Consider the following 22,622-nt stretch of genomic DNA (forward strand, 5'->3'; position numbering starts at 1 on the left):
ATCTATCATATCGGAATATCCTTCACGTGTACACACTTGTTTTTTACAGATAAACAGTTTTTTCAAGCTGCTTCTTTTTCATTCCCTTTGGCGCCAAGGACTCTCTCTTTTTCTTATTCTCTGAGTATTTCACAAACATGCTGATGTTGATTAATATCCCCATGCTTCCCAATAATAGCAGTAAAGAAGATCCTCCGTAACTGATAAATGGCAGCGTAACACCCGTAATCGGAATTAGTCCGCTGACACCGCCAAGGTTAATAAACGATTGTACGGCAATCATGCTAGAAATGCCGATTGCCAGAAGACTTCCAAACGGGTCCTCGCATTTTCTCGCAATATAGAAACCTTTTAATACGATAAAGCCCAGCAGGAAAACAACAAACAATACCCCAAAAATGCCAAGTTCTTCAGCAATCACGGCCATGATAAAGTCAGTATGGGACTCTGGAAGATACCCGTATTTTTGGATACTTTCACCGAGTCCGAGACCGAAAATACCGCCCGACCCAATCGCATAATAAGAATTGATCACTTGCAAACCAGATGAATCCGCATATTTAAAGGGATCTTCCAGACTCTCAAAACGAGCTAAACGCCCTTTAGTTAAAATGTCATCCTTATTTAAATAAATAAGCGGGCTGACCAGGATTAAAACAATTCCGCCCAGCAAAACTAGCCTTGCCAGCGTCTTTCCGCTGAAACCAGAGCACAAAATCATACACGTTGCTATTATGGCGATAATCATCGCTGTACCAAAATCAGGCTGCATGGCAATTAAACCGCAAATAATAACCGTCATCACCACAGGAGGCGCAACTCCCGTTAACAGGTGATCAATATAGCTTTGTTTTTTTGCATATACAGCTGCTAGATATAAAATGACCACCAGCTTGACAAATTCACCCGGCTGGATACTCATTCCGCCGATTTTAAACCAGCTTTGCGCATTTCCGGCAACATGCCCGAATACAAACAGTGAGATAAGCGCAAACACAGAAGCAAGCAGCATTACTTTTTGAAACTTTTGATGAGCCAGTGCTTTGTAAGGAAACACGGCCATAACAATAAAAAGGATTCCTCCTGCAATTAAAGCAAACAGCTGCCGCATGAAAAAATAATTACTGCTCACCCCATACCGAGAAACAGCCGTAATCATACTAGAGCTGTACACCATCACTAAACCGAATCCGCATAGTAAAACAATTGCGAATATCAGTGAGTAATCATAAGATTTTAGCATTTTTTTTAACATAACATCCTCTTCCCTGCTTCCAACTTCCATTACCTATGGTTTTTATGTATTTATATTTTTTATTTTACTACAATTTATCAAATGACACGAAGATTCTCTATACGATTCGGATGAAATGCACAAAAAGAGACCGTCATGATACGGTGAAAAAAGCAAGCGGTTATAAAAAAACCCAAACTGTTAATTAGTTTGAGTTTTATCATTTATTTACCTGTAAACGCGTCGTGCAAAGCAGACAATTCGCGTTCTAATGTGTATAAAAGGTCTTTTCCATCTTTTTCGTCAACCAATCCCAGGCGGACAGCAAAATCGATTTCCCTCGAAAGTCCGAACATTTGAGTATCTAATACCTCTTCATATAGAGGACATTGAGGCATCGTTAAGTTATCCATTTGTACTCGGATCAGCTTCAAAATCTTCTCAGCGTCAACTTTCAGTAGCTCAAAAGCTTTTTGCCGATGGTCAACTATCATCTCTGAAGCCAAAAGTATCCCTCCGTTCCCCAGGCGAGTACCTAATTCTTCTATTTATCATAAAGGGTATCAGCAGAAAATGCAAGAGGATTTAAACAGATGACATAAATTAAAAAATACTCAGCTTGTACGTTTCAGACATTATTTTCAAAAGCTTTACACCTGCAATGCTGTTCCCTTTTTCATCCAAAGCCGGGCCGAAAATGCCGATGCCAAAATCATAGGGTGAAATGCCCATAATCCCTCCTGATACTCCGCTTTTCGCAGGAATTCCGACCTTAATCGCAAATTCTCCGCTTGCATTATACATTCCGCAGGTGACCATAAACGTCTTGCAAATTCTCGCGACATCTTTTGAAATGACTTGTTCTCCTGTTTCTGGGTGCCTGCCGTTGAGCGCAAACACAGCCCCGATTTTTGCTAAATCAAGACTGTTCATCTCAATCGCACATTGCTTCGTATATAAATCCATTACTGCTTCAACATCATCCTCAAAAATCCCGTACTGCTTCATATAATAACACATCGCCCGATTAATCATAGATGTGCTGTATTCAGACTCTGCTACGTCCCGGCAGTAGGTGATGCCTTGGTTGTTTGTCAGTTTTCTGATGAAAGAAAGGAGATAATCGAGTCTCTCTTTAGACGTTTGTCCTTTCAACAAGCTGGTGACAACCAATGCTCCGGCATTTATCATAGGATTTAGCGGTTTGCTCGGATTCACGGTTTCAAGCTTAATGATTGAATTAAACGGATCACCGGTCGGCTCCTGTCCGACATAACTGAAGACTCTGTCCTTGCCGTATTCCATTAACACAAGGGCAAGCGAGAGCACTTTCGATATACTTTGAAGAGTAAATGTTTTTTCTTCGTCACCCGCTGACAGACAAGTATTATTGGAATAATAAATCGCTACCGAGAGATCGTGCTGATCAGCTTTTGCTAAAGCGGGAATGTAGCTGGCCACCTCTCCCTTGTCTGTCACCTTTTTCGCTTCTTTCACTAACGCTTCCAGCTCGTCATTATGCCGGCATACCATGCGACCACCCTCGCTCCCTGAGCATCTCAATACATATAATTTGTTACACAAAGTGACAATTCATGCGAAAACTTTTATAATTTTGAGAGAAGGGGGTTATACCATGAGCGTTATACAAGTAAAAGGCAATGTTACATATCCGATTACGATTGATCCGAGCGTATGGATTTTTGATGATCGCAAATTTTCATTTGACCGTAAAGGGGACGGCCAAGAAGTCAATTTTCATACGGCTGAGAATGAATCTGGCCTTGATACTGAACGTGTTATTAGAGAAGGACGGATTGCGCCGCCTACATTAAAGACGGAAAAACAATTTGAGAAACAAAAACTGATGAACGGCAGCTTCGCAATGAAATTGGGAAATGTGCTGAAAAATGCCGAGCCGCTCAGCTCTGCATCACAATGTGTATTTATTACAAGTTCCGGTAAAGCCGCCGTTCCTCTTGAAACCGCGCTGAACAGTATTGTCCATTTCAGCCAGGCAGGCAAGCCGATTCAGGAAGGCGGCCCGGTTCATATTTATTTTGAAGATCCAGTTGATCACAAACAGCCAATCACCAATATAAAAGAGATCGACATCATTTAAATCGTCACAGCAAGTCAGCGGCAAGCTGGGCAAGCCCGGATCTCTCACCTTTTAAAAGCTTCACACTGCCGGAGATGGGTTGTCCTTTAAACCGCTCAACGACATATGCCAGACCATTATTCAGACTGTCTAAATATGGGTGATCAATCTGTTCAGGATCGCCCATTAAGACAATTTTACTGCCTTCTCCCACTCTTGTAAGAAGTGTTTTCACTTCATGCCTGGTCAAATTTTGCGCTTCATCAATGATTATAAATTGATCAGGAATGCTTCTCCCTCTGATATACGTCAGCGCCTCTACCTGGATCGAACCGATCCCCGCCAAAATCGCCTCGAGCTCTCCCGGTTTCTTGGCATTAAACAGGAACTCTAAGTTATCAAAAATCGGCTGCATCCAAGGCTTTAGCTTCTCCTCTTTTTCACCCGGCAAGTATCCGATATCCTTTCCGACAGGAACAATCGGCCTTGCCACGACCAGCTTTTTATATATCCCTAAATCTTCTGTCTGTAAAAGCCCCGCTGCCAAAGCAAGCAACGTTTTCCCGGTTCCGGCTTTTCCGATCAGCGTCACCAGCGGAATATCTTCTCGCAGCAAAAGCTCTAACGCCATTGTCTGCTGAACATTTCTCGGCCTGATTCCCCATACGTGTTCATCATCAAACACAAGTCTTTTTAGGACCGTGCCCGTTTTATCCGCAATACCGACGGCAGAGGACGACCCTCCTAATTCATCCTTCATTAAGGCAAACTGGTTTGGGTAAAATGCATGCTGCTTCATATCCTGAACTGAAATTTGTTTTTTTCCGTAAAAAGAGCTAAATAGCTGCTGGTTTATATATAAATCCTTATATCCGCTGTACATTTCATCATTGTCCACAACCCTGTCATTTAAGAAATCTTCAGCAAGAAGGCCGATGGCATCCGCTTTGACTCTGACTAATACATCCTTGCTGACAAGGATCACAGGCCTACCGTCTTCCTTCGTCTCTTCTTCAAGGCTTAAGTTTTTAGCAACGGCTAATATACGATTATCATTCGTTTTTTCGATAAAGATTTCTTGAAGCTGGTGAAAGGAGCGGTGGTTCAATTCAATCCGCAGCGTTCCCCCCGTATCAAGCGGAACCTTCTCATGCAGCCTCCCCTTCAGTCTTAGCGCGTCTATCAGCTTAGATACGTGCCTCGCATTCCTCCCAACTTCGTCCATATATCGTTTCTTGGAATCAACCTCTTCTAAAACGACAGCAGGGATGACAACTTCATTTTCTTCAAAAGAAAAAATAGCGTTAGGATCCTGTAATAACACATTCGTATCTAACACATAAATTTTACTCAAGTCTCAGCCTCCTGATATAAGGGTGGTCAAAGTTCTTCCTGCTTCTCTTACGATGAAAAAGGTGAATGCCTGCTAAAATATATGTTTTTGTGAATAAAGATAGAAGGTTAATTCAACAATAAAATTAATGAATGCATTTCAAGGAGGGAAACCGCAAGTGCGAATTCTTTTCATTATCATACAGCTCACACTCATTTTGTCCGCATGCGCTGTTCAACAGGGAAGACAGGAGCAAAATATTGAAAAAGAATCAACAAGACAGCAGGAAACAAAACCGATTCACGTAAAGGACACATCTCAGGAAACAAAAGACAATGGAACTAGAACTGATATTGCCAAGCATCTTGTCGGCGTTGCAGAAAAAGTGCCGGATGTTAAGGATGCGACAGCTGTTGTGCTTGGAGGATATGCTGTAGTAGGAATTGACGTAGACGATAACCTAGATAGAAGCAAAGTCGAAACCATCAAATACTCTGTGGCACAGGCTTTAAAAAATGATCGGCACGGCGCCAATGCAGTTGTGGTTGCTGATCCTGATACCGTCAGCCGTCTCAATGAAATGGGAAGAGAGATCAGTGAAGGCCGTCCTGTTACGGGGATTTTAGATGAACTGGCCGCGATTGTCGGCCGGGTGCTTCCGGAAGTGCCTAACGATGTGATTGACGATGAGGATGAACCGCAAACCAAGCAGCAAAACGATCAATTAAACAGAAAGCAAGAGAAGGAAATGGAAACGGAACAAAACGATCAATCTGATCATCATATGAAAAAGAACAATAATGATTAAGCTAAAGCCCTTAAGGCTTTAGCTTTTTCTTATTTTGGACAGCATCTGATCCATGATATAATGCATATTAGAGTGAAAGAGGTGATATGATGAGGGTCCAATGTTCCATTTGCGATAAAATTGAAACGATTGATGATGAAACCCTGATCGCGAAACGGCTGAGAAACCGTCCGATCCATACATATATGTGCCAGGAATGCCATGACCGAATTGCCAAAAAAACAGAAGAACGGCTGAAAACCGGAAAGTTCACATTTCACCCGGGACAGCAGAAGAAAGAAAAAGTTAAAAAATAAAGCGTCAGCTATTCATACAGAATACAAAAAAAAGACTCAGCAAGATGCTGAGTCTTTTTTCATGATTTTGCGGACTGTTCCTTTTTCGACTGATACAGCCGAATTTTGTAAATGATTAAAATCAATGCAGCGACGACCAATCCCTCTGCCACAGGCAAAAATACACCGAGAAAAGTCAAAACAGTGCAGCCTAAAGCCAGAAATAAGTACACCACTGCTGATTTTAATACCGGAAGCCGTTTTGCAAATCCAAGCTTAAACACAATAACAGCTAAAACAAAAATGGTGCCATACAGCAGCCACATGCCTGCTGCTGGCTGCCGGTCCACTTGATATAGAGCGGCGAAGAACGACAGGCGTTCGCTTACGTCATTCAAAAAGATTCCCTCCCCTGCAGCGTACGGGTTCTATCTTTTCAAATTCTGCAAGGGATTAAGACAATCCTGCTGTTTTTTTCTTTTTAGCCGCTTTTTCACGTTCGTTTTTATTAAGGATTTTCTTTCTTAAACGGATGGATTCAGGCGTTACTTCGCAGTATTCATCTTCGTTTAAGTACTCTAAAGATTCTTCAAGAGACATGATGCGCGCTTTTTTAATTGTTGTTGTTTGATCTTTCGTTGCAGAGCGGACGTTTGTCTGCTGTTTCATTTTGCTGACATTGACAACAAGGTCGTTGTCACGGTTATGCTCTCCAACAATCATTCCTTCATAAACTTCAGTACCAGGTTCAACAAAGATCACACCGCGGTCTTCAATCCCTTGAATTCCGTAAGATGTCGCTTTTCCGTTTTCCATTGACACAAGCACACCTTGACGGCGTCCGCCGACTTGGCCCGCCTGCATCGGCTGGTAACTGTCAAACGTATGGTTCAGGATACCGAAGCCGCGTGTTAATGACAGGAACTCTGTTGAGTAACCGATCAATCCGCGGGAAGGCACTGTAAAGATTAAACGGACTTGACCGTTACCGTTGTTAATCATATCGATCATTTCACCTTTACGCGCTCCCATTGATTCCATTACAGAGCCTGTATGCTCTTCCGGAACATCAATTTGCACGCGCTCTACAGGCTCACAGCGTACACCGTCAATTTCTTTGATGATAACTTCAGGTTTTGACACTTGAAGCTCATAGCCTTCACGGCGCATGTTTTCAATTAAAATAGACAGGTGAAGCTCACCGCGGCCGGAAACCACCCAAGCATCTGGAGAAGCTGTAGGCTCGACACGCAAGCTGACATCAGTCTGCAGCTGTGACTGAAGGCGCTCTTCAATTTTACGGGCTGTTACATATTTCCCTTCACGGCCGGCAAACGGGCTGTTATTCACGACAAATGTCATTTGAAGTGTCGGTTCATCAATGCGAAGCACCGGAAGCGGTTCTTGATGCTCAACAGGACAGACTGTTTCACCGACGTTGATATCTTCCATACCGGAAACCGCAACGAGGTCTCCCGCTTTTGCTTCTTCAATTTCCACCCGTTTTAAGCCTTGGAAACCAAAGATTTTTGTCACACGGAATGATTTAGCTGTACCGTCAAGCTTCATAAGAGAAACCTGCTGACCGACTTTCATCGTACCGCGGAAAACACGTCCGATTCCGATACGGCCTACATAGTCGTTATAATCAAGAAGTGCAACTTGGAATTGAAGCGGCTCATCTGCATTCTCAACAGGTGCCGGAACATGCTTAATAATCGTTTCATATAAAGCTTCCATGTTTTCATCTTGCTGCTTAGGGTCAAGGCTCGCTGTTCCATTAATCGCGGAAGCATATACCACCGGGAATTCGAGCTGTTCTTCATTTGCGTCAAGCTCGATGAACAGGTCAAGAACCTCATCGATAACTTCTTCAGGACGTGCGAAATCACGGTCGATTTTGTTCACAACAACAACCGGGTTCAAATTTTGCTCAAGAGCTTTCTTCAGAACGAAACGAGTTTGAGGCATGCAGCCTTCATATGCGTCAACGACAAGCAGTACGCCGTCAACCATTTTCATAATCCGTTCTACCTCTCCCCCAAAGTCTGCGTGTCCAGGGGTATCCAAAATATTAATGCGTGTATCTTTATAGTTAATCGCAGTATTTTTCGCCAAAATTGTAATGCCGCGTTCGCGTTCAAGATCGTTTGAGTCCATTGCGCGTTCAGCAACTTGTTCGTTGGCACGGAATGTACCAGCCTGGTGTAAAAGCTGATCGACTAGAGTCGTTTTCCCATGGTCAACGTGGGCAATAATCGCGATGTTGCGAAGATCATTTCGAAGTTTCACTTTTTCATCTCCTAAAAAAATTAGATAACTTTCATATTATACCACACATCCTCTTTAAAAGCGTCACGTTTTTCTGTAAACTTATTATAAGACGTAAAAGGGGATGGAAATATGAAAAAAATGAATTGGCTTTTATTATTATTTGCATTTGCAGCGGTTTTCAGCATAATGCTGATCGGCGTCTTTATCGCCGAAAAAAGCGCGTGGGGCATTATCGCCAGCATTGTGCTCGTTTGCGCCGTTATGGGAAGCGGATTTACGTTAAAAAAGAAAATGCGCGAGCAAGGATTGCTCGATTAAAAGCTTATCCTTGCTAAAGACATTGTAATCAAAAACACCGCAAATGAATGCGGTGTTTTTTCGTTGCGTAAGGCTTATCTCCCCTGTTTCCTAGGCGGGAAGAAGCAAAACAACATCCATTTATAGACAATCGTTCTAAATATGACACTTTTAACCAAACGAAAGTGGTTCGACATTGATATACACAAACTACCATAAAGCCTATTTTCCTCACACCAGCCTCTCCCTATAATGGGATTTGTACCACAATTCACAAAAGGGAGAGACGAAACATGAAGAAACCATTTGTAAAAAAAGCCATACTTACAACTGCCGCACTGACCTCAGCCACCCTGCTTACTTTCGGTCCTGATGCCGCAAGCGCAAAAACAGTTAGTCACAGCACACCTGCTTTGCAGGAGACAATCACAAATGAAGACCTGAATACATTTTTCGATTTATTAAATCAATGTATATATGAAGAAGACGGAGTTTATTATTTCGACAGTGAAAAAGCTGTCGAGTTAGGAATGACACAAGAAGAGGCTCAAATCATTGCGAAATTGTGGGAATCGACATCTGAATTTTTCGATATTGTTTCACAATGTGTGTATGTTGAAGACGGCAGCTACAAATTTGATACAGAAAAAGCTGTTGAGCTCGGCTTCACAGAAAAAGAAGCACTCGCGCTTGACCAATTTTTCGCCGCTGTTTCCCTTAAAATTCATATTCTGCAGGCATCCATTGTTTCAGAAGATGGAGCGTACAGCTTTGATAAAGATGCAGCTTTAGAAGCTGGTGCGACACCGGAGCAGGCTGATTTTTATGAAAAGCTCTTCGGTGCACTGTCTCAAGAACAGCTTGCAGCCATCTACCAAATGCTTCATCCGCAAGCTTAATGTAATAAAAGCGCTTGTCCGTAAATCCGGCAAGCGCTTTTCCTTTATATCAGCAGTTTGATGATCAGCATCACAGCAAACACAGCGCCAAACCAGAAGGCTGCTTTAATAATCAGCAAACCATAGTATCTTTGTTTAAAACGGATTTCTTCTTCAGGCAGAAAAGCATCTTGAGGGGGCTGTTCATCTTTAAACTCAAAAGGCTCAGACATCTGTTCAAACATTTCTCTGCAGCTGCGGCAGGTGTTCATATGCTTTTCAATGAAGTTTTCCGTTTCTTTTTTGCAATCACCTTCAATATACAGAGGGAGAAGGTCTCTTACTAGAAAGCAGGTCATATCCGCTCCTCCCCTCTTCTTTTCGTCATGTTTTTCTTGAGCTCTAATCTAGCACGGTGAAGTGTGGTTTTCACTTTCGAAAGGCTCCAGCCTAAGATTTCGGCGATTTCCTCATAAGAAAGCTCTTGAAATTCTCTTAAAATCAAAACGGATTGGTGCTGATCCTTTAGCTGCAGGAGCTCTTGCCGCAACGTATCACTTTTAACCGTCCGCGAAAGATACTGTTCCGGCTGTTCATAAGTGGTTTGCTTCAGTCCTTCATTTAAGCTGATATCAGTAAATTGGTATTTAACTTCCCTTCGGTACCAATTAATAAATGTATGGTGTGCAATCGTATACAGCCACGTTCTGATGGAGGAGTGCCCTTTAAACGAAGCAAGCCCGTTAAAGGCTTTCACAAAAGTGTCCTGAGCTAAATCCTTGGCTGTTTCGAGTTGATGAGTTCTCCGAAATAGATAATTCAAAATCTCGTGGTAATACTGTCGATACAAATTCTCAATCGAATCCTTCTGTTTCATTAAAAATAAAACCACACCGTCATCCAAATGGCCAATAAAATGAAACAGATATACATGGAAGACATATATACTTTCATATGTCTGATTTGGCTCTCATCTTCAGTTCTCTTTGAACAAGTTTCACTTTTTAAGCCTTCCGCATTTTTTTGATATAACGGCTCATGCTGTTTCATCCATTCCATTGATTCATCCTCTAGCTCTCTTTCTTTATATAGGTCGTATAAATCTAAAAACACAGACTCTTTTTCTCTATGATTCATAAAGACTTTTCACCTCTTGAGTTTCTCCATCCACCACATAAGCATCATGACGGTTTGATCCGAACGGCTGAATAATGATCAGCCATGCATAATGACGTTCATTCCCTCTTTGAACGATAATCGGACGCATGCGTTTTTTGTAAATGACATCCTTATATACAGAAGCTACTTTTTCATAAGCCAATTTGCCATCACGATACGTATACGGGAATGAATTATCGGGTGTACCGTTGTAAACATAAACGTTTAGCAACCCTTGATCTTCAAAAAACTCATATGTTTTAGCGGAATCAGAATACACCACCTTATCACTCTGCCTGCTTTTTTTCTTTATTTCTGATACATCCGCTTCGAAGACCGATAACATCTGCTGTTGCAGCTGACTATTTGTCAGTGAATTTTTTCTTTTAATTGGAAGTGAAAGACTTTGCAAACTGCCGGTTTCAGCCTCGAAGGACAAAACCATTCCTTCTTTTGTTTCAACCCGCACCAGGCTTCCAAGCAGGCTGTTACTTTCAATATCTGTAATTTGATAAGGCTGTTGAGGTATTTTCAAAGCTGTAAACATTTCCTTCACTTTGTTGTGTATGTCTTGTTCTGTGATATGAACATGCCGAAGGGAATCAAGCTGATAAATTGAAGGGTCTTCACTAAAGCCCATTAAGGTTTCCTTTTCCCAATAAAATACTGTGCCATCATCATCGTTATCTTTTTTATGAAATTGATTTTTGAGGAATATACGAACGGCTGTCTGACCGTCTTCTTTAGATACTTTTGTTTCGATATGATCCTTACTTAACACTCGTCCGTGTCGCTCAAGAAAAGCGATTGACTTCCGTACGTATTCCTGATCAGCCAGCGTTTTCCCATGTGCCTTTTTCAAGTACTGATAATTACGTATCATCTGGGATATTTCATCAACCTCTGCCTCATAACTCATGCTTTCAAATGAGTAGAAATAATGCACATCCATATTTGTGTTGTGTAAAAATAATGTCTCATCCGTCGGAAAAAATGACTTTAAAATCTGTTCCGCTTTTTCAGATGAAATATGCTCTCCTACAAAATTGAATGTATCGGTGACATTTGCTGGCTTTGATATAGCGAAAGCAACCGTTCCTAAGTTATATATCGGATTTAAGAGCAAAATAAACATCACAATGACAGCGATCGTCAGCCCCTTCTTAATACGCACATAAGCTTTACCTGACTTTTGGAAGAGATGATAACTCATCAAAAACCCCGCCATTGTCAAATAAATCGTATACGGCATTGCAGCACCATAGTCAATTGAAATGTGCTCGGAATATGGCACAAGCAGCAGTACAAGGAGTCCGACAATCAGCGAATAATATAAACCTAGTAAAATCTTATTTGTTCTCCAATACAGTTTGAAAAAAAGCACATTCAATACAATAGGAAGAATGATCATTAAAAAAAGAGAACCGTATACAATCGGCTCGATCTCATCAGGATATTGCTTCCAATACGAAAAGAGACTGAATACCATCTGCACAATCGGCAAGCTGACAACAGCCAGATCAAACGTAAAAAACATCCCTTTTCCGCCATGATCACGAAGCATTAACATATAATGAAAAGCCGTCAGCAGCACATACCCGTATAAGAAAAAATGCAGCAGCGGCAGCAGTTCGTTCCCCTCATCCCTTAAATAAGCGCTGGTAAAGTTCGTTACCTGCACCTGATGAACAAGTTCAACAGACACGCCCGCCAGCAAAATAACCCGTAATAATACTCCAGCAAAAAACAATGTATGGCGCCGATTGATTTTCGGGTGATATGCCAATATATACAGTGCTGCAAGGGCAACAATTGACCATTGAATCAGCAAAGTGCTTTGCCTGCTCAAAATAAAATAACGTTCAAAATGCAATACATAATGACTGAATAAATCAAACACGAACAACAATCCTTTACTTCTTATTAAGGCCTCATCCGGTTAGACAAGCCGCTTGTTAAAAAGTTTCAATAAAAACCAAAAATTTCTCATCTCCCCCTTCGATATAAAGACGACATAACTCTTGCAATTCATCCATCACATGACACTTGACTCATCTTGATATTATTCAACAAAAATAAACACAGGACAATTCTATCAATTTTGTCTAGTTATGTTAGTTTTTGTTGAGAATACCAGATTGCTCGTTTAATATAACGATATAAAGATTTTTCAGTATTTTCAAAAAGGGGGATTTATTGTGGGTTTAGGTAAGAAATTGTCCGTCGTTGTCGCTGCTTCGTTTATGAGTTTATCAATCGGCCTTCCGGGTGTTCAGGCTGCTGAGAATGACCAGCTTAAGGAGAATCAAACAAACTTTCTCCCTAAAAGCGCCATTGCACAAACAGAGCTCTCTGCTCCAAATGACAAAGCTGTCAAACAGTTTTTGAAAAAGAACAGCAAAGTGTTTAAAGGCGATCCCGCCAAAAGACTGAAACTTGTGGAAAGCACAACTGACGCTCTTGGGTACAAGCACTTTCGATACGTGCCTGTCATTAACGGAGTGCCTATTAAAGATTCGCAAGTGATCGTTCACGTCGATAAATCTGACAATGTCTATGCGATTAATGGAGAATTGCACAATCAGTCTGCTTCAAAAACAGAAAACAGCCAAAAGGTATCCTCTGACAAAGCACTGGCACTCGCTTTTAAAGCCATTGGCAAATCACCTGACGCCGTTTCTAACGGAAGCGCAAAAAACAGCGATAAAGCAGAGTTAAAAGCGGTAGAAACAGAGGACGGCGGCTATCGTCTGGCTTACGATGTCACGATTCGCTATATCGAACCTGAACCTGCTAACTGGGAAGTCTTAGTGGATGCCGAATCAGGCAGCATTTTAAAACAGCAAAATAAAGTAGAGCATGCAGCCGCAACAGGATCAGGGACAACACTAAAAGGCGCAACAGTTCCTCTGAATATTTCTTATGAAAGCGGCAAATATGTTTTAAGAGATCTGTCAAAACCAACCGGCACTCAAATTATCACATATGATTTACAAAACAGACAAAGCCGCCTTCCGGGAACACTTGTCTCAAGCACAACAAATAAATTCACAACTTCATCACAGCGCGCAGCTGTAGATGCCCACTATAACCTGGGTAAAGTGTACGATTATTTTTACTCGACATTTAAACGAAATAGCTATGACAACAAAGGCAGTAAAATCGTTTCTTCTGTTCACTACGGCAGCCGTTATAATAACGCCGCTTGGACAGGGGATCAAATGATTTACGGTGATGGAGACGGATCCTTCTTCTCCCCGCTTTCCGGCTCATTGGATGTGACGGCGCATGAAATGACACACGGTGTCACTCAAGAAACAGCCAACCTTGTCTATGAAAATCAGCCTGGGGCATTAAACGAGTCGTTCTCTGATGTATTCGGTTATTTCACTGATACAGAAGACTGGGATATCGGTGAAGACATTACGGTCAGCCAGCCGGCTCTCCGCAGCTTATCCAATCCGACAAAATATGACCAGCCTGACAATTACGCCAACTATCAAAACCTTCCGAATACAGATGAAGGCGATTACGGCGGTGTACACATAAACAGCGGAATTCCAAACAAAGCCGCTTACAATACTATTACAAGCCTAGGCATATCTAAATCACAGCAGATTTATTACCGTGCGTTAACAACGTACCTTACGCCTTATTCCACTTTCAAAGATGCGAAGGCCGCCCTCATTCAGTCTGCCCGTGACCTTTATGGCTCAACTGATGCCGCAAAAGTTGAAGCAGCCTGGAAAGCCGTCGGTTTGTAATGTCTAAATGAAAAGCCTGAGATATCTCAGGCTTTTTTCAAGTTTGTTTAAAAATCAGCAGCTGTTTCACGATAGCCGTACATATGACCACCTTGCCTCTGAACAAATCGCAGACAGTGTAAATACAAACTCGGTCATTATCCGCCAAATCAGCCGATTGTTAAAAAAATCGGGCTTCATTGATGTCAAAAGAGATTGTTGAAGAAGGTGAGCTTTTCCACACTCATGAAAACTCTCATCCCGACTGCTGGACCGGAACAAATATACTTCAGGTTCTAGAGCTAGGCACAAGCCGCTTATGTTCATCGCGAGGCGACTCCGCTTCTCATAATGTACGGTGATCAGAATGACGTTGTTCTGTATAAGCAAAGCGCTGATTTATACAGAGCACTTACAAAAGCAGGTCATGGTGAATTATGTATAAAGTAAAAGGTGCCGGACATATCGGTTTACCCAAGACCAAACACTTCGTATTGTAAAAACATTCTTTCATTCTCATTTAAACAGCCAAAAATTGAATAGAAGAATCTTACTCTTCCAGCCTCAAATACATTGACAAAAATTTTTATTTATGCTATAATTTACTATTAATATTTTTGTGTGTATAATAAGATTCTCCTGGCCAGGGGAATCTTATTTTTGTTTATCAGGAGGACATGATATGAGGGAAAATGAGTCCAGTTTAACAGCTTTGATATCAGCATTTAGCCGAGCCTATCACAGTCAATATGATACACCTGAAATTTTTGACGATTATCTCGCCAAAGACCTTATTTCTGAAAAAGAGTTTTCTGATATTAGTCAAAATATGATACAAGGCATACAGTTTTTCAATAAAGATATTGCCCGAAAGTTTCAAGATGACCCAGAAGAGATACTAAAGTGGATTACACAAGTCCAGCTTTCCCCTACGCCCTTAGCTCGAGCAGCATATTGTGAGAAAGTATTTCGCAACGAAGTGGTGCTGGGAGCAAAACAGTATGTCATTCTTGGCGCCGGGTTAGATACATTCTGCTTCCGGCATCCAGAGCTGGAAGACAGCTTAGACATATTTGAAATTGATTACCCGGCTACACAGCAATTGAAAAAGAAAAGACTGGATGATGCAAGGCTTACTATTCCAGCGAATCTTCATTTGGTTCCTATGGACTTTACCAAAACGTTTTCATATCAGCCTCTCTTAAATGAAGGCTTTGATAACCAAAAAACGTTCTTCAGCCTTTTAGGCGTTTCTTATTATTTGACGAAAGAAGAGAATAAAAGCCTGCTTAACCAATTATTTGCCCATGTCCCCTCCGGAAGCTCTATCGTTTTTGATTACGCAGACGAAACGCTCTTTGAAACAAAAGGAAAGTCTAATAGAGTTGAACATATGGTGAAAATGGCTTCAGCAAGCGGTGAACCGATGAAATCGTGTTTTACTTATCTTGAAATCGAAAAAGCATTAGATTCAGCTGGTTTACTCATCTATGAACATGTATCACCAGCCGAAATCAATGACCTTTTCTTCAAGAAACGAACGGATTATTTGTCAGCGTTTGAAACCATTCATTATATACATGCCGTAAAAAAATAACCCCCCTGGTTCTTCACCAGGCTCGCCTCTCAATCGACGGTGAAGGATTGGGAGGTTTTTTTGCACATGAAAATAAGCTGCCGTCATGTATACGGCAGCTTAAACTAAAGGCTTTACCATGATTATGTACAGCTTGTCACCCTCATCTTTCTCCGTCTTGAGCTGTTCAAAGCCGCATTGGCTCAAAAACAGGATCCATTCATTCCGGTCAATCGGAACCGCTGTAAATAGTGCTCTATGTTTGTCTTGAAGTGATTGGCCGATCTGTTCAATGATCTTCCTGGCATGTCCCTTTCTTTCTTCAACAGGATCAACCAGCACTGTTCCCAGCCATGGCTTTCCGTTGGAAGGAGCCCATTCAAGATGATAACTGATGGCAACAGGCAGACCGTTTTTTTCCCAAACAAGCCATGATCCGTTATACATCGAGTAGGAGATCATATAGCTTTCTGCATCTTTCTCCCCAAACTCCTCCTCTTTCCATACAGGATGAGCCTCCGCGAGCATCTCCAACAAGCAGAGGTCGTCCTGCTCAAATGGCCTACTTTCCAGCATGAAGATACTCTTCAAATATTGTTTTATGTATAGATGGGTTTCCGGCCAGCACACAGTGATTTTCTAAAAAGGTGAACGGTTCGCCTTCAGTCGTTGTATAAATGCCCCCTACTTCGTTTAACAGCACACAGCCGGCTGCGTAATCCCAAGGAGCAAGCCGCATCGTAATGTAAGCGTCAATTCTTCCCGCAGCGACGTTTGCCAGTTCTAGAGCGGCAGATCCATAGGAGCGTGTTCCTCTCACCCTTTTCACAAGCGGTGCCAGCACACCCGGGTCAATTCTTCTGTTTTCCGTCACCCATGTCGCATTAATGGCTAGAATCGCTTCTTCAATAACGGTTTCCTTTAAAGGAGACAGCTTCGTTTCATTCATATAAGCACCTTTACCGCTAAACGCGTGATACAGTTCATCATGCACCACATCGTAAATTAAACCGATTTTGCCAATTCCATTTTCAAAAATACCGATTGAGATTGCAAAATTTCTTTGCTGGTGCACAAAATTCATCGTGCCGTCAATCGGATCGATAATCCAGACGACACCTTCCAATGAGTGAAGTTTGTCTCCTTGTCCTTCTTCTCCGAGTATGCGATGCCCCGGAAAGGTTTCTTGGATGCGGTCAATAAAAAACTTTTCCGTTTCCTTGTCAATATTGGTGACTAAATCATTCGGATTTGATTTTGTTTCAATTGTCAGGCTTTCGTGCATCGACCGTTTAATTCTTGCGCCTGCTTCTTTTATCCATTTCTTTGCAGTCTCATCAATTTCCGTCCAATTTGTCATTCATGCGTACCTCTTTTCTATGTAGACCTTTATTTTATAGGATACTGATAACGGCGGTGAAAAAGCAAGGAAAATGAAAAATATGCCTTCTCACGTAAAAACGAACCATTCACGCGGTTCGTTTTCACTATAGCTTTTTACCCGTTGAGGCGAATCCATTCTTTTCTGAGACGTTCAAGTTTGTTTTTGCTTAGCTCAATTTGTTCGTCATTTTCCTTTTGCATTGCCTCATAAAGGGTTGCCAATTCATAATCAACCTCTAGTCTCCAGACAGCTACACGGTTGTTTTTCTCTTCCCTAAATCCCTCTTTCACAACTTGCCTCATTGTCTTTCGCCCCTTCCAGAGATCATTTGTTTTAAAAAAGCATCCCATTTTGCCATTCAACAATGATACTTCTTATATCCTATGATTCTTCTATTTACCTGTAACATGATTCTGAAAATTGTGTGTTTACCTATTCGTTTATTACCACATTCCCCCTCTCTTCAAACGCGTGCTCATCTTTTTGCTGCGCGTTCTAACTGTGATAAAATATGTATACTTAGCATGAAGGAGGAAAATCATGACACAAATGCGTTTTACTGAAGAAGACTTTAACACATTTACAATAGACGGCTTAGACGCGCGCATGGAGGTGTTAAAAGAACGGGTTCGTCCGAAGCTGACTGCTTTAGGCGAGCACTTTGCCCCGACATTATCCGCTTTAACCGGAGATGAAATGTTTCCCCATGTGGCCAAGCATGCAAGGAGATCAGTCAACCCTCCTGCAGACAGCTGGGTGGCATTCGCAAACAGCAAAAGAGGCTATAAAAAACTGCCGCATTTTCAAATCGGCTTGTGGGAGAGCCATGTTTTTGTATGGTTCGCGATCATTTATGAGTCCCCTATAAAAGAAGAATACGGCAAATTGCTTGAAGCGAATCAAGACAGCGTTACAAATCACATTCCAGACAGCTTTGTTTGGTCTGCGGATCACACAAAACCAGGGGTCCATAAGCAGTCAGAAATGGGCAAGGAACAGCTCAAGACAATGTTCGAACGGTTGCAGACAATAAAGAAAGCCGAGCTGTTATGCGGCATTCAGCTTCAAAAAGAAGAGGTGCTGAATATGAATAACCAAGAATTCCTTCAGCGAATCGATGATGCCTTCCAGCAGCTTGCATTTCTGTACCGCTTAACCCAAAAAGTATCACAAGCATAAAAAAAGAGCCGGGACCTCATCCGGCTCTTTTCCTTTTACATCTTAATCTTTGCCTGGTCAGATTCCTTCGCCTGCTTGACCGTACGATAAGGAGAGTATGTACTTTGTTCCTCAAACTCGCCGCACAGCTTTTTTTCTTCAGCTTTTCCCGGCACAATTTCTTTGAATCGCCGATACGTCTTTAGCAGCTCTTCACGGTCTGCTCCCTTTTCATAAGCCAGCTCAACCTGCTGGAAAAATGCAATCACATCCACTGCTTCTTCGGTTGTCCAATCTTCATTCATCGGATATTGGTATTCCATTTTCTTCACTCCTTATAGATTCGCTTTCCTTTTACAAAAAGCATCTTCATTTGATCATAAATTGTTCTTTACATTCTTTCAAGTTCATAATATAATTCATTTGTTTTACGTCTAAAAAACGGTTGAGAAACTGATTTTAATACACACTAATATGCATAGGTATTACTACAAAGGTGGGAAAACAATTGTCGCAACATGAAACACCCTTATTCACAGGCCTGAAAAAGCACGCAAGCAGACAGCCTGTTCAATTCCACATTCCCGGCCATAAAAAAGGGGCAGGAATGGATCCAGAGTTCAGACAATTTATCGGTGAAAACGCGTTAAGTATAGATTTGATTAATATTGAACCATTAGATGACCTGCATGCGCCTAAAGGCATTATTAAAGAAGCGCAGGATTTGGCGGCCGAAGCTTTCGGCGCGGATCACACCTTTTTTTCTGTTCAGGGAACAAGCGGCGCAATCATGACAATGGTGATGGCTGTCTGCGGACCTGGAGATAAAATCATCATTCCAAGAAATGTGCACAAATCCATTATGTCAGCTATTGTATTTTCCGGAGCTGTCCCAATCTTTATTCATCCTGAAATTGACAATGAACTGGGCATCTCTCACGGCATTACACTTGAATCCGCTAAACGGGCGCTGCATGAACATCCTGATGCCAAAGGGCTTCTTGTGATCAACCCGACATATTTCGGAGTAGCTGCTGATTTAAAAAGCATCGTAGAACTAGCCCACTCCTTTGATGTGCCGGTTCTGGTCGATGAAGCACACGGCGTTCATATTCATTTTCACGACCAATTTCCGCTTTCAGCGATGCAGGCAGGTGCAGACATGGCTGCGACAAGTGTGCATAAGCTAGGCGGATCACTGACACAAAGCTCTATTCTAAACATGAAAGAAGGCCTTGTTTCTAAAGACAGAGTGCAATCGATACTCAGCATGCTGACAACCACGTCTACTTCTTATTTGCTTCTAGCCTCTTTGGACGTGGCCAGAAAACGGCTTGCGACAGAAGGCTATCAGCTTGCTGAAGAAACGTTGAAGCTTGCTAATCAGACGAGAGAACGTCTGAACCAAATTGACGGCATTTACTGTGTCGGTTCTGAAATTCTCGGTTCTAAAGCGGCTTACAATTATGATCCGACAAAATTAATTATTTCAGTTAAAAACCTCGGGCTCACAGGACATGATGTCGAGAAGTGGCTGCGGGAATCCTTTAATATCGAAGTAGAGCTTTCAGATCTGTACAACATTTTGTGTATCTTCACACCTGGTGACAGCCAGAACGATGCAGATCGCCTTGTGGAAGCTCTACAAGAGATAGCGCGTCAAATGTCAGCAAATGATGTTACGCATAAACAGACAAAGGTACTGCTTCCAGAAATCCCGTTACTGGCGATGACGCCGCGTGACGCATTCTATGCAAATACAGAAATTGTTCCATTAAAAGAAGCAGCAGGACGGATTATCGCTGAATTTGTGATGGTGTATCCTCCTGGAATTCCTATCTTTATCCCGGGCGAGATTATTACAGAAGAAAACATCAGCTACATCTTCAAAAACATTGATGCCGGACTTCCAGTTCAAGGACCGGAGGATTCTACTTTGAGCATGATTCGAGTCATAAAAGAGCAAAAAGCTATTCAATAAATACAAAAAGCATGCGGCTAAGCCGCATGCTTTTTCTTACTCTTCATCAAGAGGACACTGACATTGTCCGCAGCATGTTCCGTATAACGTTGTAACCTTCTCATCCTCGAAGTAATGAATGGCTTCGTTACAATCTTGGCAAACAATCGTACCCATCTCTCATTCCCCATTTCTTTTAATTTTGAAAACGCTTAATTTCTTTTGTTGGTATTATATTAATATGTCACATTTAAAATGTCAACAACAAATTGTATAACACATTTATTTCGAAAACTTTTAATGTAACATGTTTTTTCTTTTCGGTTACATGCATTATCATCTTCTTAACAAACGCTTTCATTCGATACTTATGCTGAAAAGACATTGTGATTTCATGTTTTCGCGAACTTTTTTTGAATAGTGTAACGAAATTGCAAATGATTCGCGATGAATAATGTGTGCGTTCAGAGTATTGGGTTTTAAAGAGATGTTATCTCTCTTTAAAAACGGTTTCAATTATATAACAATTAGGTAACAAGAAGCAGATGACGCGGTTACTCGTGATAAACTAAAACTAGTTTACTATGGTTTATACAGAGGAGAAGATAGATGCGATATCGCGCGGTATTTCCCATACTGATGATAGTATTTGCTTTATCGGGCTGCACCCTTTCCACAATCAATCCAATAAAAAAAAGCCGAATTGACAGCATTCATCATACTCAAATCCTATTTTTTTCTGATGAAAATCAAATTGATCAAGAAGCGTCATATTATGATGCTCTGCTTGATTTAGAAAAGGATTATCCTGACCAAATAGATAAAATGAAGGTATACGATAACAGAAAAGGCTGGGAAGATGAAATCGAAACCGTCCCTACTCTCATGGTAGTTGATCAGCGGCATGTCGTTGTGAAAATAGAGGGATGTGTGAAAAAGAAAGAAGACATCATTAAACCATTACAGCATGTACTGTCTAAATAAATAAAACAGCCCCCGCTTACGGGGCTGTTTTTTATGTCATCTCTATTATTTTACGATGTGAATCGGGCTTCCGATTGCCACTTCAGCAGCTTCCATTGTGATTTCACCCAATGTTGGATGCGCATGAATTGTCATAGCGATATCTTCAGCAGTCATGCCGCCTTCAATAGCTAAACTTAATTCAGAAATCATGTCAGAAGCGCTTGCGCCGGCGATTTGCGCACCGATTACAAGGCCGTCCTCTTTACGAGTGATCAGCTTCATGAAGCCGTCTGTTTCGTTAAGTGAAAGCGCGCGGCCGTTTGCTGCAAATGGGAATTTAGCAGCAACAATGTCAAGGCCTTCTTCTTTCGCTTGTGCTTCAGTGTAACCGACTGATGCAAGCTCAGGCTCAGAGAAGACAACCGCAGGAATACCAAGGTAATCGATTTCTGCAGGCTCTCCAGCGATCGCTTCTGCAGCAATCTTACCTTCGTAAGATGCTTTGTGAGCAAGCGGCGGTCCTTCAATGATATCACCGATTGCATAGATGTTAGATACGTTCGTGCGGCACTGTTTGTCAGTTTTGATAACACCGCGGTCAGTCATTTCAATACCGACTTGCTCAAGACCAAGTTCATCAGTATTTGGACGGCGTCCGACAGTAATCAGTACGTAATCAGCATCAACGGTTTTTTCTTCACCTTTTACTTCGAAAGTGACTGTTACGCCGTCAGCTTTTTCTTCAACGCCTTTAGCCATCGCGTTTGTATGGATTTCAACGTTGCCTTTTTTCTTCAGTCTGCGAGTTACAAGGGAACTCATTTGTTTTTCGAAGCCTGGAAGAATTTCATCTCCGCCTTCAAGAATAACAAGCTCAGTGCCGAAGTTTGCATACGCAGTTCCAAGCTCAGTTCCGATGTATCCGCCGCCGATAACAACAAGCTTTTTAGGAATTTCTTTAAGAGCCAAAGCACCTGTTGAATTTAGGACACGCTCAGTATATTTGAAGTTTGGCAATTCGATAGGACGAGAACCAGTCGCAATGATTGCGTTTTTGAACGTGTATGTTTGAGCAGAATTCTCATCCATTACACGAACTGAATTGCTGTCTACAAAGTAAGCTTCGCCTTTTACTACATCTACTTTGTTGCCTTTAAGAAGACCTGCTACACCGCCAGTAAGCTTGTTAACAACAGAAGTTTTCCACTCTTGAACTTTTGTGAAATCAACTGTTACGTTCTCAGCAGTGATTCCCATGTCATCAGAATGCTTAGCATTCTCATAACGGTGGCCAGCATTGATCAGCGCTTTTGAAGGGATACATCCAACGTTTAGACAAACGCCTCCAAGAGTTGCTTTTTCAACGACTGTTACTTTTTGTCCAAGCTGTGCAGCGCGGATGGCAGCTACATAGCCGCCAGGTCCCGCACCAATTACAAGAGTATCTGTTTCAATAGGGAAATCTCCTACTACCATA

General features: G+C 41.8%; 26 protein-coding genes and 1 pseudogene. 11 read left to right on the top strand and 16 right to left on the bottom strand.

The window, feature by feature from the left end; all coding sequences use genetic code 11:
* Positions 1 to 43: 43 nt before the first annotated feature.
* The 3 genes from MTN95_RS02505 to glsA form a co-directional block, all read right to left on the bottom strand.
* Positions 44 to 1,255 (bottom strand): FtsW/RodA/SpoVE family cell cycle protein, encoded by a 1,212-nt coding sequence (locus MTN95_RS02505; protein WP_106020361.1) that lies wholly within the window; start codon positions 1,253 to 1,255, stop codon positions 44 to 46.
* Positions 1,256 to 1,458: 203 nt separating this feature from the next.
* The gene (locus MTN95_RS02510) at positions 1,459 to 1,740 is read right to left on the bottom strand and encodes an Fpa/YlaN family protein (protein WP_003221339.1); all 282 of its coding nucleotides are present in this window, start codon (positions 1,738 to 1,740) and stop codon (positions 1,459 to 1,461) included.
* A 97-nt stretch (positions 1,741 to 1,837) separates the two neighbouring features.
* The gene (glsA, locus tag MTN95_RS02515; RefSeq protein ID WP_248336830.1) at positions 1,838 to 2,767 is read right to left on the bottom strand and encodes a glutaminase A; all 930 of its coding nucleotides are present in this window, start codon (positions 2,765 to 2,767) and stop codon (positions 1,838 to 1,840) included.
* Between the two features lie 103 nt (positions 2,768 to 2,870).
* On the opposite strand from glsA, the gene MTN95_RS02520 reads away from it, so the two are divergent.
* Entirely contained in the window at positions 2,871 to 3,356 is a 486-nt protein-coding gene (locus MTN95_RS02520; RefSeq protein ID WP_059292838.1) for a hypothetical protein, read from the top strand.
* Between the two features lie 4 nt (positions 3,357 to 3,360).
* Here the strand turns inward: MTN95_RS02520 and MTN95_RS02525 are convergent, their stop codons facing one another.
* Positions 3,361 to 4,689: a PhoH family protein gene (locus tag MTN95_RS02525; RefSeq protein WP_024121278.1), complete on the bottom strand. Its 1,329-nt coding sequence runs from the start codon at positions 4,687 to 4,689 to the stop codon at positions 3,361 to 3,363.
* A 157-nt stretch (positions 4,690 to 4,846) separates the two neighbouring features.
* Between MTN95_RS02525 and MTN95_RS02530 the strand changes: the two genes are divergently transcribed.
* Both MTN95_RS02530 and MTN95_RS02535 read left to right on the top strand, forming a co-directional pair.
* Positions 4,847 to 5,476, top strand: coding sequence for a YhcN/YlaJ family sporulation lipoprotein (locus tag MTN95_RS02530; RefSeq protein ID WP_024121277.1), 630 nt, complete (start codon positions 4,847 to 4,849; stop codon positions 5,474 to 5,476).
* A gap of 86 nt (positions 5,477 to 5,562) precedes the next feature.
* Positions 5,563 to 5,772 carry a YlaI family protein gene (locus MTN95_RS02535; RefSeq protein ID WP_081638297.1) on the top strand — a complete coding sequence of 70 codons (210 nt, stop codon included), beginning with the start codon at positions 5,563 to 5,565 and terminating at the stop codon, positions 5,770 to 5,772.
* A 59-nt stretch (positions 5,773 to 5,831) separates the two neighbouring features.
* Here the strand turns inward: MTN95_RS02535 and MTN95_RS02540 are convergent, their stop codons facing one another.
* Positions 5,832 to 6,149: a YlaH-like family protein gene (locus MTN95_RS02540; protein ID WP_024121276.1), complete on the bottom strand. Its 318-nt coding sequence runs from the start codon at positions 6,147 to 6,149 to the stop codon at positions 5,832 to 5,834.
* 55 nt (positions 6,150 to 6,204) lie between these two features.
* The gene (typA, locus tag MTN95_RS02545; RefSeq protein WP_010334118.1) at positions 6,205 to 8,043 is read right to left on the bottom strand and encodes a translational GTPase TypA; all 1,839 of its coding nucleotides are present in this window, start codon (positions 8,041 to 8,043) and stop codon (positions 6,205 to 6,207) included.
* A gap of 111 nt (positions 8,044 to 8,154) precedes the next feature.
* Between typA and MTN95_RS02550 the strand changes: the two genes are divergently transcribed.
* Entirely contained in the window at positions 8,155 to 8,343 is a 189-nt protein-coding gene (locus MTN95_RS02550; RefSeq protein ID WP_010334117.1) for a YlaF family protein, read from the top strand.
* Positions 8,344 to 8,615: 272 nt separating this feature from the next.
* Entirely contained in the window at positions 8,616 to 9,221 is a 606-nt protein-coding gene (locus MTN95_RS02555) for a hypothetical protein (protein ID WP_193660477.1), read from the top strand.
* Between the two features lie 44 nt (positions 9,222 to 9,265).
* Here MTN95_RS02555 and MTN95_RS02560 read toward each other — a convergent pair whose 3' ends face one another.
* Genes MTN95_RS02560 through MTN95_RS02575 form a run of 4 tightly spaced genes read right to left on the bottom strand, consistent with a single transcriptional unit; the run spans position 9,266 to position 12,267 of the window.
* Positions 9,266 to 9,559, bottom strand: coding sequence for an anti-sigma factor family protein (locus MTN95_RS02560; protein ID WP_044156016.1), 294 nt, complete (start codon positions 9,557 to 9,559; stop codon positions 9,266 to 9,268).
* Positions 9,556 to 10,077: a sigma-70 family RNA polymerase sigma factor gene (locus tag MTN95_RS02565; RefSeq protein WP_248336924.1), complete on the bottom strand. Its 522-nt coding sequence runs from the start codon at positions 10,075 to 10,077 to the stop codon at positions 9,556 to 9,558. The genes MTN95_RS02560 and MTN95_RS02565 overlap by 4 nt, the downstream gene beginning before the upstream one ends.
* A complete protein-coding gene (locus MTN95_RS02570; RefSeq protein ID WP_248336832.1) occupies positions 10,077 to 10,337 on the bottom strand; it encodes a hypothetical protein in 261 nt (86 codons plus the stop codon). Before MTN95_RS02570 ends, MTN95_RS02565 begins: the two co-directional genes overlap by 1 nt.
* Positions 10,327 to 12,267: a hypothetical protein gene (locus MTN95_RS02575; protein WP_248336834.1), complete on the bottom strand. Its 1,941-nt coding sequence runs from the start codon at positions 12,265 to 12,267 to the stop codon at positions 10,327 to 10,329. The genes MTN95_RS02570 and MTN95_RS02575 overlap by 11 nt, the downstream gene beginning before the upstream one ends.
* Positions 12,268 to 12,556: 289 nt before the next feature.
* On the opposite strand from MTN95_RS02575, the gene MTN95_RS02580 reads away from it, so the two are divergent.
* From MTN95_RS02580 to MTN95_RS02585, 3 genes and pseudogenes are all read left to right on the top strand, one after another.
* Positions 12,557 to 14,122 (top strand): M4 family metallopeptidase, encoded by a 1,566-nt coding sequence (locus MTN95_RS02580; protein ID WP_248336836.1) that lies wholly within the window; start codon positions 12,557 to 12,559, stop codon positions 14,120 to 14,122.
* A 23-nt stretch (positions 14,123 to 14,145) separates the two neighbouring features.
* A pseudogene (locus MTN95_RS21625) lies at positions 14,146 to 14,406 on the top strand (Rrf2 family transcriptional regulator); the annotation flags it as partial.
* A gap of 377 nt (positions 14,407 to 14,783) precedes the next feature.
* Complete coding sequence (locus MTN95_RS02585; RefSeq protein WP_248336838.1) at positions 14,784 to 15,698, top strand: class I SAM-dependent methyltransferase; 915 nt, start codon at positions 14,784 to 14,786, stop codon at positions 15,696 to 15,698.
* 99 nt (positions 15,699 to 15,797) lie between these two features.
* Here MTN95_RS02585 and MTN95_RS02590 read toward each other — a convergent pair whose 3' ends face one another.
* The 3 genes from MTN95_RS02590 to MTN95_RS02600 all read right to left on the bottom strand — a co-directional run bounded on the left by MTN95_RS02590 (position 15,798) and on the right by MTN95_RS02600 (position 17,363).
* A complete protein-coding gene (locus MTN95_RS02590) occupies positions 15,798 to 16,214 on the bottom strand; it encodes a GNAT family N-acetyltransferase (RefSeq protein WP_248336926.1) in 417 nt (138 codons plus the stop codon).
* Positions 16,215 to 16,239: 25 nt separating this feature from the next.
* Positions 16,240 to 17,037, bottom strand: a complete 798-nt coding sequence (gene suhB, locus MTN95_RS02595) for an inositol-1-monophosphatase (protein ID WP_105954165.1) — start codon at positions 17,035 to 17,037, stop codon at positions 16,240 to 16,242.
* 137 nt (positions 17,038 to 17,174) lie between these two features.
* Entirely contained in the window at positions 17,175 to 17,363 is a 189-nt protein-coding gene (locus MTN95_RS02600) for a hypothetical protein (RefSeq protein WP_010334110.1), read from the bottom strand.
* A gap of 238 nt (positions 17,364 to 17,601) precedes the next feature.
* Between MTN95_RS02600 and MTN95_RS02605 the strand changes: the two genes are divergently transcribed.
* The gene (locus tag MTN95_RS02605; RefSeq protein WP_105992126.1) at positions 17,602 to 18,240 is read left to right on the top strand and encodes a YktB family protein; all 639 of its coding nucleotides are present in this window, start codon (positions 17,602 to 17,604) and stop codon (positions 18,238 to 18,240) included.
* Between the two features lie 35 nt (positions 18,241 to 18,275).
* Here MTN95_RS02605 and MTN95_RS02610 read toward each other — a convergent pair whose 3' ends face one another.
* Positions 18,276 to 18,542, bottom strand: a complete 267-nt coding sequence (locus tag MTN95_RS02610) for a UPF0223 family protein (RefSeq protein ID WP_024121266.1) — start codon at positions 18,540 to 18,542, stop codon at positions 18,276 to 18,278.
* Between the two features lie 185 nt (positions 18,543 to 18,727).
* On the opposite strand from MTN95_RS02610, the gene speA reads away from it, so the two are divergent.
* A complete protein-coding gene (gene speA, locus MTN95_RS02615) occupies positions 18,728 to 20,200 on the top strand; it encodes an arginine decarboxylase (protein ID WP_105954164.1) in 1,473 nt (490 codons plus the stop codon).
* Between the two features lie 36 nt (positions 20,201 to 20,236).
* Here speA and MTN95_RS02620 read toward each other — a convergent pair whose 3' ends face one another.
* On the bottom strand, positions 20,237 to 20,356 hold the full coding sequence (locus tag MTN95_RS02620) for a GapA-binding peptide SR1P (RefSeq protein ID WP_010334106.1): 120 nt from the start codon (positions 20,354 to 20,356) through the stop codon (positions 20,237 to 20,239).
* Between the two features lie 432 nt (positions 20,357 to 20,788).
* Here MTN95_RS02620 and slp point away from each other — a divergent pair, with 432 nt between their 5' ends.
* Positions 20,789 to 21,163, top strand: a complete 375-nt coding sequence (gene slp, locus MTN95_RS02625; RefSeq protein WP_024121264.1) for a peptidoglycan-associated lipoprotein Slp — start codon at positions 20,789 to 20,791, stop codon at positions 21,161 to 21,163.
* A 45-nt stretch (positions 21,164 to 21,208) separates the two neighbouring features.
* On the opposite strand, the gene lpdA is transcribed toward slp, so the two are convergent.
* Positions 21,209 to 22,621: a dihydrolipoyl dehydrogenase gene (lpdA, locus tag MTN95_RS02630; RefSeq protein ID WP_105954163.1), complete on the bottom strand. Its 1,413-nt coding sequence runs from the start codon at positions 22,619 to 22,621 to the stop codon at positions 21,209 to 21,211.
* Position 22,622: the final 1 nt, after the last annotated feature.

This window comes from Bacillus sp. 2CMS4F (assembly GCF_023161785.1).
Classification (GTDB): Bacteria; Bacillota; Bacilli; order Bacillales; family Bacillaceae; genus Bacillus; species Bacillus halotolerans.